The 15,975-nt window shown below is 34.8% G+C and carries 11 protein-coding genes and 2 pseudogenes; 2 read left to right on the top strand and 11 right to left on the bottom strand.

What is annotated here, in order from left to right; translation table 11 throughout:
- Positions 1–47: 47 nt before the first annotated feature.
- Positions 48–1,025, top strand: coding sequence for an acrylyl-CoA reductase (NADPH) (gene acuI, locus LVY74_RS00800; protein ID WP_237813402.1), 978 nt, complete (start codon positions 48–50; stop codon positions 1,023–1,025).
- Between the two features lie 575 nt (positions 1,026–1,600).
- Positions 1,601–2,353 (top strand): IclR family transcriptional regulator, encoded by a 753-nt coding sequence (locus tag LVY74_RS00795; RefSeq protein WP_237813401.1) that lies wholly within the window; start codon positions 1,601–1,603, stop codon positions 2,351–2,353.
- Between the two features lie 45 nt (positions 2,354–2,398).
- Here the strand turns inward: LVY74_RS00795 and LVY74_RS00790 are convergent, their stop codons facing one another.
- From LVY74_RS00790 to LVY74_RS00740, 11 genes and pseudogenes are all read right to left on the bottom strand, one after another.
- A complete protein-coding gene (locus LVY74_RS00790) occupies positions 2,399–3,895 on the bottom strand; it encodes a CoA-acylating methylmalonate-semialdehyde dehydrogenase (RefSeq protein WP_237813400.1) in 1,497 nt (498 codons plus the stop codon).
- 43 nt (positions 3,896–3,938) lie between these two features.
- Complete coding sequence (locus LVY74_RS00785) at positions 3,939–5,096, bottom strand: iron-containing alcohol dehydrogenase (protein WP_237813399.1); 1,158 nt, start codon at positions 5,094–5,096, stop codon at positions 3,939–3,941.
- Between the two features lie 37 nt (positions 5,097–5,133).
- Complete coding sequence (locus LVY74_RS00780; protein ID WP_237813731.1) at positions 5,134–6,528, bottom strand: GntP family permease; 1,395 nt, start codon at positions 6,526–6,528, stop codon at positions 5,134–5,136.
- A gap of 440 nt (positions 6,529–6,968) precedes the next feature.
- Positions 6,969–7,397, bottom strand: a pseudogene (locus LVY74_RS00775) (IS5 family transposase); the annotation flags it as partial.
- Between the two features lie 188 nt (positions 7,398–7,585).
- Positions 7,586–8,818: a hypothetical protein gene (locus tag LVY74_RS00770; RefSeq protein ID WP_237813398.1), complete on the bottom strand. Its 1,233-nt coding sequence runs from the start codon at positions 8,816–8,818 to the stop codon at positions 7,586–7,588.
- Positions 8,819–8,865: 47 nt separating this feature from the next.
- Positions 8,866–9,816 (bottom strand): TniB family NTP-binding protein, encoded by a 951-nt coding sequence (locus LVY74_RS00765; RefSeq protein ID WP_237813397.1) that lies wholly within the window; start codon positions 9,814–9,816, stop codon positions 8,866–8,868.
- 1,312 nt (positions 9,817–11,128) lie between these two features.
- Positions 11,129–11,722, bottom strand: a pseudogene (locus tag LVY74_RS00760) (transposase); the annotation flags it as partial.
- Positions 11,719–12,429: a hypothetical protein gene (locus tag LVY74_RS17795; RefSeq protein ID WP_330847858.1), complete on the bottom strand. Its 711-nt coding sequence runs from the start codon at positions 12,427–12,429 to the stop codon at positions 11,719–11,721. The pseudogene LVY74_RS00760 and the gene LVY74_RS17795, both read right to left, overlap by 4 nt.
- 228 nt (positions 12,430–12,657) lie before the next feature.
- Positions 12,658–12,837, bottom strand: a complete 180-nt coding sequence (locus LVY74_RS00750; protein WP_004911030.1) for a DNA-binding protein — start codon at positions 12,835–12,837, stop codon at positions 12,658–12,660.
- Between the two features lie 1,205 nt (positions 12,838–14,042).
- The gene (locus LVY74_RS00745) at positions 14,043–15,059 is read right to left on the bottom strand and encodes a 3-deoxy-7-phosphoheptulonate synthase (RefSeq protein ID WP_237813396.1); all 1,017 of its coding nucleotides are present in this window, start codon (positions 15,057–15,059) and stop codon (positions 14,043–14,045) included.
- Between the two features lie 396 nt (positions 15,060–15,455).
- Positions 15,456–15,920: a hypothetical protein gene (locus tag LVY74_RS00740; RefSeq protein ID WP_237813395.1), complete on the bottom strand. Its 465-nt coding sequence runs from the start codon at positions 15,918–15,920 to the stop codon at positions 15,456–15,458.
- Between the last annotated feature and the right edge of the window lie 55 nt (positions 15,921–15,975).

The raw sequence follows: 15,975 nt of genomic DNA, 5'->3' as shown, positions 1-15,975 counted from the left end.
TTACTTAATTCTAGACATTTAGTCTAATTAAATAAAGAGGAAGTTTTATGTACAAGGGTATTCAAATCACTAAAGATGATACGGGTTACAGCTCAAAAATTACAGAGATTGCCGCAAAACCTTTGCAAGAAGGAGAGGTTAGAGTCGAGGTAAAGTATTCAACCTTAAATTATAAAGATGCGTTGGCGATTACTGGGCGCGCTCCAGTGGTACGTAGCTTTCCGTTGACCCCAGGCATCGATTTTTCAGGTGCTGTGATTGAATCAACACATCCAGCATGGAAAGAAGGCGACGAAGTTCTACTCAATGGCTGGGGCGTGGGTGAAAAATATTCTGGAGGACTGGCTGAGCAAGTGACGGTCTCAGGGGATTGGCTCATCAGAAAACCTTCAGCCTTTTCTTTTAAAGATACGATGATCATTGGTACAGCTGGTTATACCGCTATGCTATGTGTCATGGCTTTGCAAAAGCACGGGATCCAGCCGAGTGATGGAAAAATTTTAGTGACGGGTGCAAATGGCGGCGTGGGCAGTATCGCTATTATGCTTCTGAAGCATTTGGGTTATGAGATAATTGCCTCAACAGGACGACCTCAAGAATCAGAATATTTAACCTACTTGGGTGCAAGTGAAATTATTGATCGTATTGAATTATCTTCGCCAGGAAAGCCATTAAGCAAAGAAGTTTGGGCTGGTGTGATTGATACTGTCGGTAGCCATACTTTGGCAAATGCATGTGCTGGAACCCAATATCGAGGTGCTGTTGCAGCGTGTGGTTTAGCTGGGGGGATGGATTTTCCCGCTACAGTTGCTCCCTTTATTTTGAGAGGAATCACGTTATATGGAATTGATAGTGTGATGGCTCCAATCGAATTAAGAGCAGAAGCTTGGCAGCGTTTGGCTACAGAATTAGATCAAAGCAAATTGGAAGCAGTTACAACTGAAATTCAATTAACGGATGCTATCAATATTTCAAATGACATTTTAGATGGAAAAGTCAGAGGTCGAGTTGTTGTAAAACTATAATTTTGCAACATTTCTAAAATCATATACCATACATTCAATCTATGCTGTTCATTCATATCATAGATTGAATGAATTCTAGTCATGAACATCGAGGTAGCCTATAAGCAGGCTTCAACGATACCGTGCTCTACTAAAGTCCCGCAATAAGCGTTTAGGCAACTGAAGAAGTTTCTCCTACCTCAGTTTTTGCACAAAGAATTAAAATAAAGTTTACCTAATTTGCTCAAATTCAAGTAGCAAAGTGACCATTAGAGTAAATTCATTTTTGACGGATATAGTAATAATCTTGAATGGATCAATTAAGTCCACTTAATTAAACTAGGTTCAGAACAAAGCTGATTAGCAGATGAATGAATTATCAGATTATGAAAGTACCTCTGCATCTAATTTAGATGGCCTATTCGCTAATATTATAAAAATATATGATGATTGTTTGCTCTAATTTAATTTGTAAAACCCAAGGTGCTAAAAACATTCAGCAATCATTAGGATGAAGCCTATACATCACTTATAATTTGAAAGATTATATTATTCTTTTTGCACAGGTAACTACCTTTGACTATCGAGTACTTACAATGAATAGAAAAGGCTCATCAATAACCCGAGTTTTAGATATTATTGAGGCTATTTCAACAGCCAAACATCCTCCGACCCCTTTAGACCTCTCAGTAGAACTGGATATTCCTAAACCTAGTATCCATCGACTGTTGCAGACCTTGGAGCAGGAAAAGTTCATTAAGGTTGATACCTATGGTGGGTATATCGTAGGCGAGCGAACCTATGATTTGCTCATGAGTGCATGGCAGCAAGAACCTCTAAAAATAGAAAGGTTAGCGATTTTACAAAAGTTGTCAGACCAAATTAATGAAACGTGCGGAATCGCTATACTGCATAACAATCAAATGCTATATACAGACCGCGTTCAAGCGAATTGGCCCTTACAAGTCTATCTACCGATTGGCTCAACTGTGCCACTATGGTGTACATCCAGTGGGAAATTACTACTGAGTTTTCAACCAGATCAACGTAGAAAAAAAATATTGGAACATCTGTCTATTGAGCAAATGACTAAAAATACCATTACAAATCCAATCTTGCTTGAAGAAAATTTAAGTCAAATTTATTCAAATCAAATTGGAACAGATAACGAAGAATTTATCTCAGGTATGGTGGCATGTTCAGTTCCAATCTTTAGAAAAGAAGAGATTGTTGCGTGTTTATATGTACATGCACCGACTATACGTAAATCATTAGATGATCTTTTGGCTTTTGAACCCCTATTGCGTCAAGCTGCCAACGATCTGAGTCATTTGATTGATACTAAATAAAAAAGGGAAGCTATATCAGCTTCCCCCTTATCTTGCTTGCTAATCTTAGTTTAAAGTCGGCATAGAAAATTGTGCGCCTTCTCTAACATTCGCACTTGGCCAACGTTGAGTAATAGTTTTGCGTCGAGTATAGAAACGAGCACCATCTGGACCATACGCATATAAGTCACCAAATAATGAACGTTTCCAACCACCAAAACTATGATAAGCAACAGGTACAGGAAGCGGAATATTAACTCCGACCATACCAACTTTAATGTTATCACTGAAATAGCGGGCTGCTTCACCGTCACGTGTATAAATACAAGTACCATTACCATATTCATGATTATCAATAAGGTTCATAGCTTCTTGCATTGTACTTACACGAATCACTTGTAATACAGGTCCAAAAATTTCTTCTTTATAACTGGTCATGTCAGCAGTGACTTGATCAATGAGTGTGGCACCAACGTAGAAACCATTTTCATAACCAACTGGAGCAGCATCGCGACCATCAACCACAATGTTCGCACCTTGTTCTTCAGCACTATTAATATAACCTACAACTTTAGCTTTATGTTGAGCTGTAATGACTGGTCCAAAATCGTTATTCTTATCCAAATAAGGACCATATTTGAGTGAACTCATCGCTTCAGAAAGCTTAGTTATCATTTGGTCTGCAATTTCATCGCCTACCGCAACAGCAACCGAAAGTGCCATACAGCGTTCGCCAGAAGAACCAAACGCAGCGCCAAGTAAAGAGCTAACTACATTATCCAAATCTGCATCAGGCATCACAATTGCGTGATTTTTTGCACCACCAAGGGCTTGGCAACGTTTTCCTGATGCTGTAGCAGTTTTATAAATATATTCAGCAATCGCTGTAGATCCGACAAAACTCACAGCCTGTACACGAGTATCTAAAAGTAAAGTATCAACTGCTTCTTTATCACCATTTACCACATTGAGTACACCATCTGGTAATCCAGCTTCTTTCATCAACTGCGCGATAAACAAAGTAGATGATGGGTCTCGCTCAGAAGGTTTCAAAATAAAGGTATTTCCACAGACAATAGCCATAGGGAACATCCAAAGTGGAACCATCGCTGGAAAGTTAAATGGAGTAATTCCAGCGACTACACCTAATGGCTGAAATTCGCTCCAAGAATCAATAGATGGGCCAACATTTTTACTAAATTCGCCTTTTAAGAATTCAGGTGCACTACAAGCATACTCGACGTTTTCGATACCACGCTGTAATTCACCAGCAGCGTCATGCATGATTTTTCCATGTTCTTCACCAATAAGTTGGCAAATTTTTTCAGCATTTTTTTCCAGCAGTTCTTTGAATTTAAACATGACACGTGCACGTTTAATCACTGGAGTATTTCGCCATTCAGGAAATGCTGCTTCAGCTGCGGCAATTGCTTCTTCAACTGTTGCTTTGGTTGCAAGCGCTACTTCCTTGCTTTGCTCACCTGTTGATGGATTGTAAACAGGTTGAGTTCTTGCATGTTGGGTATTCAGAGTCCCATTAATAAAATGCCCGATTAATTCCATGTGGATCTATCCTCTTGATGTGAAAAAATGAATTAAATATGCCTTACCAGAGTTGCTTATATAGTGAAACCATTTCTGCAATTGTAGGAACGACAGGGTTGTTGGAAGGTGAACCAGATGCGAGAGCTTGTTCAGCCATTGTTTCGACAATTTCATCGAAAAATTGTTTATCAGCTCCAAATTCAGCTAATGTTGGAACTTTGAGGTCTTTATTTATTTCGATTAATGCTTGGATAAGTTTCTGATTTGCAACATTGTCAGAGTCATCCATATGGGCAACACCCATTGCTTTAGCACATTCTGCATAACGTTCTGGTGCAGCATGTATCGAAAACTCTGTAATCATCGGTAGTAACATTGCATTAGATAATCCATGCGGAACATGGAAAAAAGCACCAATCGGTCGACTCATACCATGTACTAAAGCAACAGAGGCATTGGAAAATGCGATACCTGCAAATGTAGATCCGAGCATCATTTTTTCACGTGCAGATTCATTATTTGGTTCGTGAAAAACGGTCTGTAGATTTGGACCAATGAGCTTCATTGCCGCAATCGCTTGGGAATCACTATAGGGACTTGCCTTTTTGCTAACATAAGCTTCAATTGCATGCGTGAGTGCGTCAATTCCAGTATCAGCCGTTGTACGGGCAGGCATTGACATCGTTAACTCATAGTCTACGATTGCAGCCACAGGTAAAAAACCTAACCCTGCGCATAGCATTTTTTCACTGGTTTTATCATCAGTAATGATCGTAAATCGAGTACATTCTGAACCTGTACCTGCTGTTGTTGGAACAGCAATAATAGGTAATCCAGTCTCATTCACTTGTCGGGGAAATTTATAATCACGAATTTCTCCACCAAACATGCCCAAAATACTAATGGCTTTGGCACTGTCGATTGGGCTTCCGCCACCTACAGCAATGATGGAATCATATTGATGAGATCTAATATGATTTACACCTGCTTCGATTGAAGCAGAAGTTGGCTCAGGAATAGTCTCGTCAAAATAGTCGCTTTCAATATTTGCTGTTTTGAGTATGTTCTGGATTTCATTGATATAACCTAATGTAACCATCATTTTGTCAGTGATGATCAAAGGCTTTTTTGCTCCTAAGCTATTTAATATTGCAGGAAGCTGGCTTCGAGCATTTTTTCCAACCTGCATAATTCGAGGAAGGTTTATCGTATGAGACATTTTTAATTCACCATATAGAGTTAAGGTATTGAGTTATCTAGAATGATCCAAATATTGTACCGAGGGTAATGACACCACTTAATGCAATCAGCGGTATAACAACAGCGACAATGAACATGTCGTAGTAAGATTGTTTATGAGTTAACCCACATAAGGTGATGATAGTAATTACGGCACCATTGTGTGGAAGTGAGTCAAGTGCGCCAGAGGCCATAGATGCGACTCTGTGCATGAGTTCTAATGAAATCCCATGCTCTAGTGCTAAACTTTTATAGGTTTCACCCATTGTCTTTAGAGCAATACTAAGACCACCCGAAGCTGAACCAGTAATCCCTGCTAATACATTGATAACAATAGCTTCAGAAATTAGAGGATTATTTGGTGCAATACCGATTAGAAAATCACGCAGAATAATAAAACCTGCCAATGAAGCGATGACTGAGCCATAACCCACCTCAGAAGCCGTATTAAAAATAGGTAAGAATGAAGATGACACCCCTTGCTGAATTGAATCTTTGATATCAACAAAGGCCTTCCAATTTAGAACGATGATGCTTAAGCAAGCTAAGACCAATGCACAGATAATCGCCCATAGCCCAATGACTGAACTTAATGAAGTATTTCCAAATTGATCAGTAGAAAGATATGCCGTATCCAGAGAAGGTAAAATAACTTTAGTTAACAGTAAGTTGGAAATTATAACTACTAAGATTGGTGCAAAAGCAATCAGTAAACTTGGAGATGATGAGGTTAATCCACTTTCACGTTGGTGTGATTCAAAGTGATTGCCATAACCTTCATTCTGTAAATGTGCTTTAGCAATGCGCTTGTTTAACCACCACATTCCTGTAACCAAAATAAAAATGGATGCTAGTATTCCTAAGCCAGGTGAAGCGTATAGGTCTGTATTAAAAAATGGCATTGGTATAGCATTTTGAATAGCAGGTGTGCCAGGTAATGCCGTCATGGTAAACGTAAGAGCACCTAACATAATTGCTGCAGGAATTAGACGCTTCGGAATCCCAAGTTCTTTAAAGAGTGCAGATGCAATTGGGAATACAGCAAAACCAACAACAAATAACGAAACGCCACCGTAAGTTAAAATCGAACATGAAAGCACGATAGAAAGCATCGCTCTTTTATGTCCCAATTTTTCTACAAAAAAATTGGCGATAGTTCGAGCTGAACCTGAGTCATCCATTAATTTCCCAAACACAGCTCCTAATAAAAAGAGTGGGAAATATTTGATGATGTAACCACCTAAACCTGTCATGAAAACTTGAGAATAGAACCCAAGTACCTCATTGCTGAGCCCACTCCATGCAACTGCAAATAACGCAAGTATTGGTGCAAGAACAATAACGCTGAAGCCCTTATATGCTAAATACATCAGCAATATTAGGGACAAGACTATTCCGATTAGCCCTATCATTTTAAACATCCTATTTAAAATATTTCGTATAATGATACATATCGTATCATTATTAATATATTTCATTTTTTAGTCATGTCAACAGAAAATCGAGAAGTTCGACTTTAGTTGTAGAGTGTAGGTTTGAAAAAATATTATTTAATTATTTTAAAACATATACTTATGTTAATTTGATCTTAAAAAGAAGAAGTTGTTGATTGAAGGTTTGTAAAAATCCTAAAATCAACTCAAGGAATAGTGTATGTAATTGAATAGCTGTACTTATTTTTATATTTCTGCATGAAAATGATTTTTGACAAGCCGAAGTCGGATATCGATGAATATATCGAGGTCTGGTCTAGCTCAAAGAGCTGTTGTGCTTCCAATGGTTAGCGTTTCCCATTAGCTTGGCTTTGTTGCACAAAGATTTAAAAGTTAAGATTTCCCATATCTACTCAAATTTAAGTGACAACTTGGGTATGTGGTCTGCCTAAGTCCGTAAATTTATTTAATACTGCCACACGTGCATGCATCTCATTGACTTAGCTTTGAAAATTTCTCGCAATGAGTTTATCCCCCAATAATTTGATGCAATGCATATTGGCTTCCACCAAACTTCGCCGATGATAGCCTGACCATTTCTTCCAGATAGTTCTTCCTAAACGCTTAACTGTTCGAAGCAACTAATTGCGTTCTAGCGAGCCCATCTTTTTATCTTTCCATGGCTCCGCATTTTTTCTTAGTGGAATCACTGCTTGTGCTTGCCGATCCGCAATGACCTGTCGGCACTGTTTGGTATCATAAGCTCCATAGGTATAGACGGGGTCAACTCTCTCATCTTCTGGAATCTGATTGAGTAAATCACCAAGTACCTGTGAATCACTCACATTAAATTCATCTCAACAAACCACATCTCCACCAAGAAAGCCCTAAGACGATATAGAGCTCGCATTCTTTATGCGGGTTCCATTATTTATATTTACTTGTTTTGAAAAAAATACCTTGAACAGAATAAATCACGAAGTGATATCAAAAAGTTTAAATTAGTATCTATTTTTTACATAACTCTTAATTAAATTTAATGACTATTTTCGACTAAATTTAAATCTTTTCTTTTTATTTTAACCCCTAATAAAACGTCTTCATAATTAAAATTATACAAAAAAGTTGGTCCATAAAATATTTTATCAAGCAATTCTAATTGTTTGCTTGGTAAAAATTCATGAAGAAAGATAAAGTCATCATTAATATCTTTAAAGCTTAAATTTCTAGATAAACTTTTACAAAAATGAATAAAATCCTCTAATTTAATAGTATTATTTTTATCGCTTTTTTCAAAATATTTATTAATTATTAAATCTGAAACATCATCAGTTGTGTTCAATATTTTTCTTACATTTAAATCTACTTTTCTTTGACCAAAATTTTCATCGTAATAATTCAAAAAGTTATATAACTCTTTGTCGTAATTATTAGAAATATTTTCAACCAACTCAAATCCCACAATATTTGAAAGACTCTCTCTGATTTTCAAACCGATTAAAGAAATGCTATTTATCAATCTAATTATTCTAAGCAACAATAAGAAAAATTCATATCTAACTACTTTATAATTAGGAAATCGAATATCAGTTCTTATGAATAACTCTCTAAACTCTTTGATCATAAACATATCAGGTTGCATTAAAAAATCAATAGACTTTCTTAATCCTTTATATAAATTATTTAAACTATACTGCTCATTCCTGCTAGGCGATATACCTTTCAAATCCAAAAAATCATTATAAATTATAAAAATATCATTTTGGCTTATTTTTTCATCATATTCAATGATATAATCACTAATATTTGAATAAACAGAAATCTTGCAGAATTTACAGATTTCAATTTTTTCAGCATTCCAATCTAACAACTTATTACAGTGGGGACACCTACTTATATATGGAGTCGAGTGGGTGGGGCATATCGCATTTCTTTTATATCCAGCAAGAGAGACATAACAGTTCTGCTTAATACAATATGGACAAATTAATAGACAACTAACTATATAAAAATTGTTTTTATTAGTTATACACAATTTATTTATATCATCTTCTGCTAAGTCTGTAAATTTGTAAAAAACCGACTTGTCAAAATTTCCTTTAACTATATTAATAATATTTATCTTCTTATCAAAAATTGTTTTTATAACAGAATTTAGTGAAGGGTAAGCATTAGCTATTTTTATACGGTTTAAAAAACTCAGAATAAATTCATCTTCTTCTGGTATAGGGATGACAAGAAATTTTCTATTAAAATTTGGCTTATCCATTGCTTTTACTCTACTTAATGAAAGTATGATTACACATATAATCAGAGCTAAGAGTTTCTTATTTTCGAAGAAATACTAGTCATATCTAGACGAAATGGATTTGATTTAGTTTTACTTACATAGGAAGTAATACCGTCATCCCATGCTTTAATAAACTCTTCAATCGTTATTATATATTTATCTTTTTTCATCACTTGGAAAAGACAATTTTCTAAAAGAAGCATTAGGTAGGCATGGTGACCATTTGTAGCTATATAAATCTGTAAAGCTAATAGTTGACTTGTTAAAGAAGGTTCAAATTTAATATGTAAATATTTTTCTATATTTAATGAAATCTGATGAAGGAAAGCATGTAATGTCCCTGGTTCATCTATTTTTGTAACTCTAAGCTGATTCAGCTTAAAGGTTTGTGAGAATCTTCGTGCAAGCTGACTGTCAATCTTCAATAACGACTCAAACTCAGGTAGACCTACTAGGCAAAAGCAAATACCAGTTTCATTTACCAAGGTTTTTATCCAGTTGCATACCACTGTATTCATTCGTTTAGTCGAAGTTTGAAGATCAAACAAATGATGAAATTCATCAATAAATATCAGCCTTGTTTCACATACTTTTAACAGTGCTACAAGTTTGTGATTCATCTGCGTTGTGCTCCCTGAAAAAGGAGCAGGATCATGCAAAGCATTTAACATACAACTTGCAACAGATTTTACAGTAGCTGGTGAGGGTACTTCTATATAAAACACAGGGACTATGGACTTCTTAAATCCCTCCTCAGTCCGATAAGTAGGGGGATGCTTTTTCACAATAGTTTGGCAGAGAGTTGTTTTCCCTAAGCCACCTTTTGCTAATAGCAAACAACCAAATGGCTGCGCGTATGTTTTATTTTTTTCTGCACAAAGTAAAATCCCTTTATCAGCTGTATTAAATTCAGATGAAACTACAACTAGTTGCATGATTTTATTAATTTTATCTAAAATAATTTGATCACTATTCATTATCAAACTCCCAAGTCAAAAAATCTGAATAGTTATCTTTCTTATCAGATAAACTATCTAAAACTAAGTCTTTGGCTTGTGATGACATCAGCGGTAAAGTACTGAAACAATCTTTTTTTTGTTCATCTAGATTAAATTCTATTGGATCCTCCAAAAGAACTTTTAAATGATTTGGTAGCTCAATCTTAAGTTGTTTCGCTTTTTTATTTAGCTTAACATCTGATTGAATACGCTGATGTAAAGCCCATCGTGCAAAATCTGTTATATGTTCACCTAATTTTTCTTTATCTGCTTTTGATATTTTCTTTTTTTCTTCGAGAACTAATTCATGTTCATACAATGTCAATCCTCTTGTATAGGTTGGATCAGTTGAATCAGCTCGAATATAATTACTACTATCTAATGGATCTTGAAAATAAATATATTCTAGATTTGATTCATCCACCATAAGGAAAACTTCAAGTATCCCCTGAGCTGACAATGTTGCGAGTACGTGAGATTTATAAGTTAAATACAGAAATTTAACCTGACCATGATTTATATTTCTTTTAAAAGTTTTCCGTGTAAGGACATCAATCTGAGATTTTGAGAGCAGAATAGGAGGGCTTATTTTAACCGCATCTTTCCATGCAAGTATAGGTGCTCGACTTATACTTGAATGTATACTTTTATGATAAATTTCGTCGATCCATTCGGTTAGATAGGATCTTAAATTGGCTAAAGTAATGCTAGCATTTTTTTTTGGATCATAATCAGCTTTTTCTCGAGGATTTGAGAATGTAGTACCCTTTATTTTCTGAATCAGATTATGAGTTATTGTCCCAAAAAAACGTTCAATTTTAGCTTTATCATCTGGGGTTCTATTTTGAGCTGGCTGAATCGTAATACCTAATTCACAGCATATTTTGCTCATTGTATTGTTTTTAAATTCCACACCATTATCAGGGATAATCAAACTGGGAATTCCACCAGGAAGTCCCTGATGTGGTCTGTCTAACATATCTTTAATGGTTGCAAGAGTACTTGAAGCATTAACTGGTAACATACTTAGATACCATCCAACAATACAACGAGTAAAGATATCAATAGCGCACGTTAGAAAAGGACGCCCCATAACTTCTTTTGACTCTTCATCGATAATAAATATGTCTAAATAATGAGTGTCAATTTCGACTATTGCCATTACAAATTGGCTTTCTTTTTTTATTCCAGCAGCTTTAAATGTTGTATTTGCAATTCTTGTACCTTTTTTTGCTCGTAGTACGAGGTAAGGATCCAACTGCTTAATTCTTCGTTGGATAGTACGTAATGATGGACATTGATTAACATTTATATCTTGCTCAAGCATTTTTGCTTTGATAAATGAAACAACATCAATGCTACTTCGACGTTCTTTCGGTTCTAAATAGCACTCTTTAATTGCAAGAGTTATAATTTGTTCAATTTCAATATTGAAGCGAAGAAATGTATTTCCTACCTTGAATTTATTTAAAGTATAGAGATCTTTATCATTATCTAAATACAGTTTTATCCATCTCATGACTGAACGGGACGAAGGGGGAGAATGGTCCTTTATTCGTTTTGAAACATCCATAATTGTCTTATAAACATTAGAATGTGAATAGGGATGACTAACTGAATTTAACACAGTTTTAATATATTCCTGTTTTCTCAAGAGATCCCTAGTTTTTTCCATACTTAATAGTGAGTCAGATAAATCTCCATTTAATGTGATCTCACCAGAATGATATTTTTCAGTAAATTTTTCGATACTAATTGAGTAGATTTTTCCTCCAGCAATTGCTGAGTAACGTACCACCCCTTGACTTGTCCAACTAACTTCATAAGGTGTTCCAGTTAGTAAAAATCTTAATCCTATCTTTGGGATTAACAAATGTGAGTTCATAGTAGCCCCCGAGATCTGACTGTCTCTACTAGAGCTAGAATGTAAAATGGCATAGGAATATATTTATAAAATATTAAGTAGTATGCTATATCAACAGGCAAACTATTGTTTTCAAGTATTTTTTGTATTTCTGTGAATAATAGTCGACTATGAGTAGGAATGACTTTTATTGCTTTATCTATCTGCTGATCTGTCCACGATTGCATTCCTAAGCGTTGATAAAAATATAATAGTGCACTTTGGTTAAAGCCCAGCACAACATCATTTTTATCAACTATCTTATACCGTATATTATTGTAATTTATTATTTTTTTAATTCGATGATGTTTCTTAGCTTTTTTCTCTGTCAAATTAAGTTTATCTGCTTTTACTTCATGGACTTCAACACGGCCATCAGAGTATTTAACTAAAAAGTCAGGATAATTTGATTCACTTTGACTTAATTGGATTTTTAATGCTTGTGTCCGATAGGAAACAACAGAAAGATCTCTCTCTAATTCAATTGCATATGCTAATTCCAAATTACTTTCAACAGGTATCATTCCAGCATTTTTCTTACTAGGAAATAACGAGGTACGTTTACCTACGCTACCTTGATGAATTTTCCTGATGCCGCGCAAGACACCTGCAATATCAGAGCCACGCTTAAAAGCAAGTTCGATCTGCTCATGAAAATTTGAGTTTGGATCATCTTTATATTTTTTCATTTTGAGTATCTTCCTTAACAAACTCGCTAAAAATAAAACAGCAGGGCTGCTATTCAGAAACGAGCCTGTTTATTCACTTTGTAAAAAACAAAATGTTGGGCTTGACGAATTACCCAATACAGAAGATACTTAAATTACTAACTTTCAGTACTTCTGTATTGGAATCAAACGACTTATGTTTGCCGACATAAGTCGTTTTCTTTTATACAAACCTATAAGAATAAATTTCTATTGCTTTATACCTAACTTCACAGCGATCAGATGGCTTTTTCCTCTTTGCGGAATGCGCGTGTGATTTAAAATTTGGTAGACCAATGGAGCAGGAAAATTATTTTCCCTTGACCATTCCGCAATTGAAATACCAGAACTATTAAATTCTTCTTTTACTTGCTGGATACTTTTTATCATCTCGAAAGCTCCTAGTTTTTTTATAAAAATATAGTAATTTTATAAAAACTACAATTTTCTATATTTCTTGTTTAAGACCAAAATTTTCCATAAAAAATCAAAAAATAGAGTCAGAATTGCACATAAGATTTTGTTTTTATTAAATAAATATGAATTATTGAAAGTCAAAAGTCTTTAATATTTTGTCTAAAATATCTTAAGAGTTTAAGAGCTAAGTTTAATTTTTTTAAATAGTTATTATTAACTTATAACTAAGGTTTTAAGCAGAATTAATTTTCTAAGATTTTTATATACTTAATAAAGATAGAGTGATTTAAATACATTTTTATAAAACCCCAATAATACTTTTAACGCTTCATGAATATATTTTAAAAAGCCTAGGAAAAGGGATAAATGTATTTTAAGGCATTGAAATATTTTATTACATTTTCATAAAATCTTTTTTATAAATATGAAATATTCAGGAGCTTTTTTAATAAAACAGTAGCCAAGTAGTATTTTATTAGAGCTAAAAAAATTGCTAGGAGCCTTAGGTAGGACGTTATGGAAAATAAGAGAAAAGTTGAGTCTAAGAGTCAGACCATGAATCATGTGAATGACATAACATCTGTCGCAAATGACAACTTATGTGTCGCGTGACGACCGCTAAATAGAGTTGGGCATAATCTCTGACACTTTATTTAACATAATATACATTATACGAAATAGATGATTACTATAAAACGTAGCCTAGAATGCTGCTTTGTGGTCGAATCTCAGCTTAAAAATCATTTAAATCTGTTTCGTTTAATTTGTGGCTCAAATGTCGATTCTGTCTAATTTCTGATGATTCCATGATTCCATGATTCCATGATTCCATGATTCCATGATTCCATGATTCCATGATTCCATGATTCCATGATTCCATGATTCCATGATTCCATGATTCCATGATTCCATGATTCCATGATTCCAATGCAAAATATTAAAAACTTTTTATAAAACAAATATTTGAATAAATTTTTTGTAAAAATATTAAAAAATTAATGGAAAATTTTAGGTATGTATAGCACTCAACCACAGAAAATTAATATGATTAAATGTTAATCAAAAATATAAATGATTAAAAATTAAACATTTATATAAAATAGGCGATGCCTTGAATTATAGAGTCATCATAGCGAATCAGAAGATAAGGTTTCCCCTTATCTTCTATTTTTGTTGAATTAGGCAACAATCTTCTTTAACTGATGCTGATCAAGCTGTTCAGCCATATCAATTAATAATGCTTCAGTTTTATCCCAACCTAAACAACCATCAGTAACAGACTGACCATAGACCATACATTCAGAAATTTTCTGCTGTCCATCAACCAAATGGCTTTCTAGCATTACACCACGAACTTGAGTGAGTTCTCGCTCTTGTACCACTTGCTGTAAAACTTCTGGCTGACGGAACGGATCTTTGCCACTATTACCATGACTACAATCGACAATAATTGCAGTTGGCTGTTTCAATTTTTTCTGAATTGCCTGAATTGAGGCAGCATCGTAATTTGTTCCAGAGTTTGAGCCACGCAAAATGATATGTGCCAAAGGATTTCCCGAACTCGCTAGTAGTACTGGCGCACCCGTTTGTCCCATTGCGAAAAACTGATGTGAATGCTGTGACGATAAAATAGCATCCGTTGCAATTTGTACAGAGCCATCAGTACCATTTTTGAAACCGACTGGATATGGCAAGCTGCTTGCAATCTCACGGTGAATTTGTGATTCAGATGTGCGTGCACCAATTGCACCCCAAGCCAAAAGATCATCAAAATAACCTGTCACCATTGGATTTAGAATTTCACTGGCAAGTGGTAAACCCAGATTTAAAATTTGTAAGTACAGTTCACGAGATTGAGCTAAACCTTCATTAAGATCTGCCTGACCATTTAAATTTGGATCATATAGAAAACCTTTCCAACCCACAGTAGTTCGCGGCTTCTCGATATATGCACGCATCACAAAGTAAATTTGCTTTTCAACTTGAGCCTGTAGTTTTTTTAATTTTTCTGCATATTCAAAAACGGCTTTTGGATCATGGATTGAACACGGACCTGTAATCACCAATAAACGTGAGTCCTGCCCTTTTAAAATTTTTTCTATTGTTTGGCGCTGTTGTTGTACGTGTGCAGCAAGTTCGCTGCTCAAAGGTTGTTGCTGTTTGAGCTGTTGTGGAGTAATTAAAATGCTGTTCATAAAATTTTCCTTGGCGTTTAATTCATCAATAAGGGTGTATGTATTTCTGAGCGATTCGCTGCAAAATAGAACCAGAATCGAGGTTGAAAATAAGCCACTAGATCAGTTGTAAACATTGTCATTCTCCAAATTTAAAATATAAAAAAACCTGATTGGGGTTGCCAATCAGGTATTAAATGTTTTGATGGGCAACCTATCTTTTCCGTGCCCAAACGTATTCGGGCGACTATCTAAAGTGCCAGTAATACGCGCTGTAAGAAGTAGAGATAGGTTGCTGTAACATCAAATTCATCATAAATAAACTGTTCATGATTAAAATACGCTTGTTTATTTAATTAAACAAGTATTTTTATAAAATAAGTGAGTTTTTTTAAAAATCTCATTTATTTTCATCAACTAAGGTAGAACACGATGCAGTGTAACCACACATTTATCTTGTTTTTCCGATGCACAAAATTGAATCGTATTTGCATCTCGCCATTGCACAAAATACTGGGATACCTCTCCTGCTTGGTCTTGTTGATGACCTAAGCAGTCCTTTTGGTTATTGTCATATTTTACTTGTAATGCAAGTGCACCAATTTTGGAATTCTCAGGAGATGGCTGATATTCGTAAATACCTGTTGACCACTCTGAAGCACTTTTAATAATGACTTGATTACTGCTTTTAAAATTATAATATTCCACGCATTTGTTATTGTTTGGGATCTTCATTCCCCATAGCCCTGCAATTTGTGGACGCACAATAATATTGATTGAATTGTCATTCTGATTATCTGGGCTAACTTGATTTGTTTGTGGTGCTGCCAATGCGAAAGTTGAACACAGACAAAAGACACTGGAGATGAATAATTGTTTCATAAGTTGTTTTAGACCTCTAAGTGATTCAATCAAATTATCATATTTGTTACAGAAA

Origin of the sequence: Acinetobacter sp. ME22 (genome assembly GCF_022012315.1) — a bacterium.
GTDB classification, from domain to species: domain Bacteria; phylum Pseudomonadota; class Gammaproteobacteria; order Pseudomonadales; family Moraxellaceae; genus Acinetobacter; species Acinetobacter brisouii_A.
Note: the sequence above shows the minus strand (reverse complement) of the source record. Positions and strands in the feature narration are given on the sequence as shown.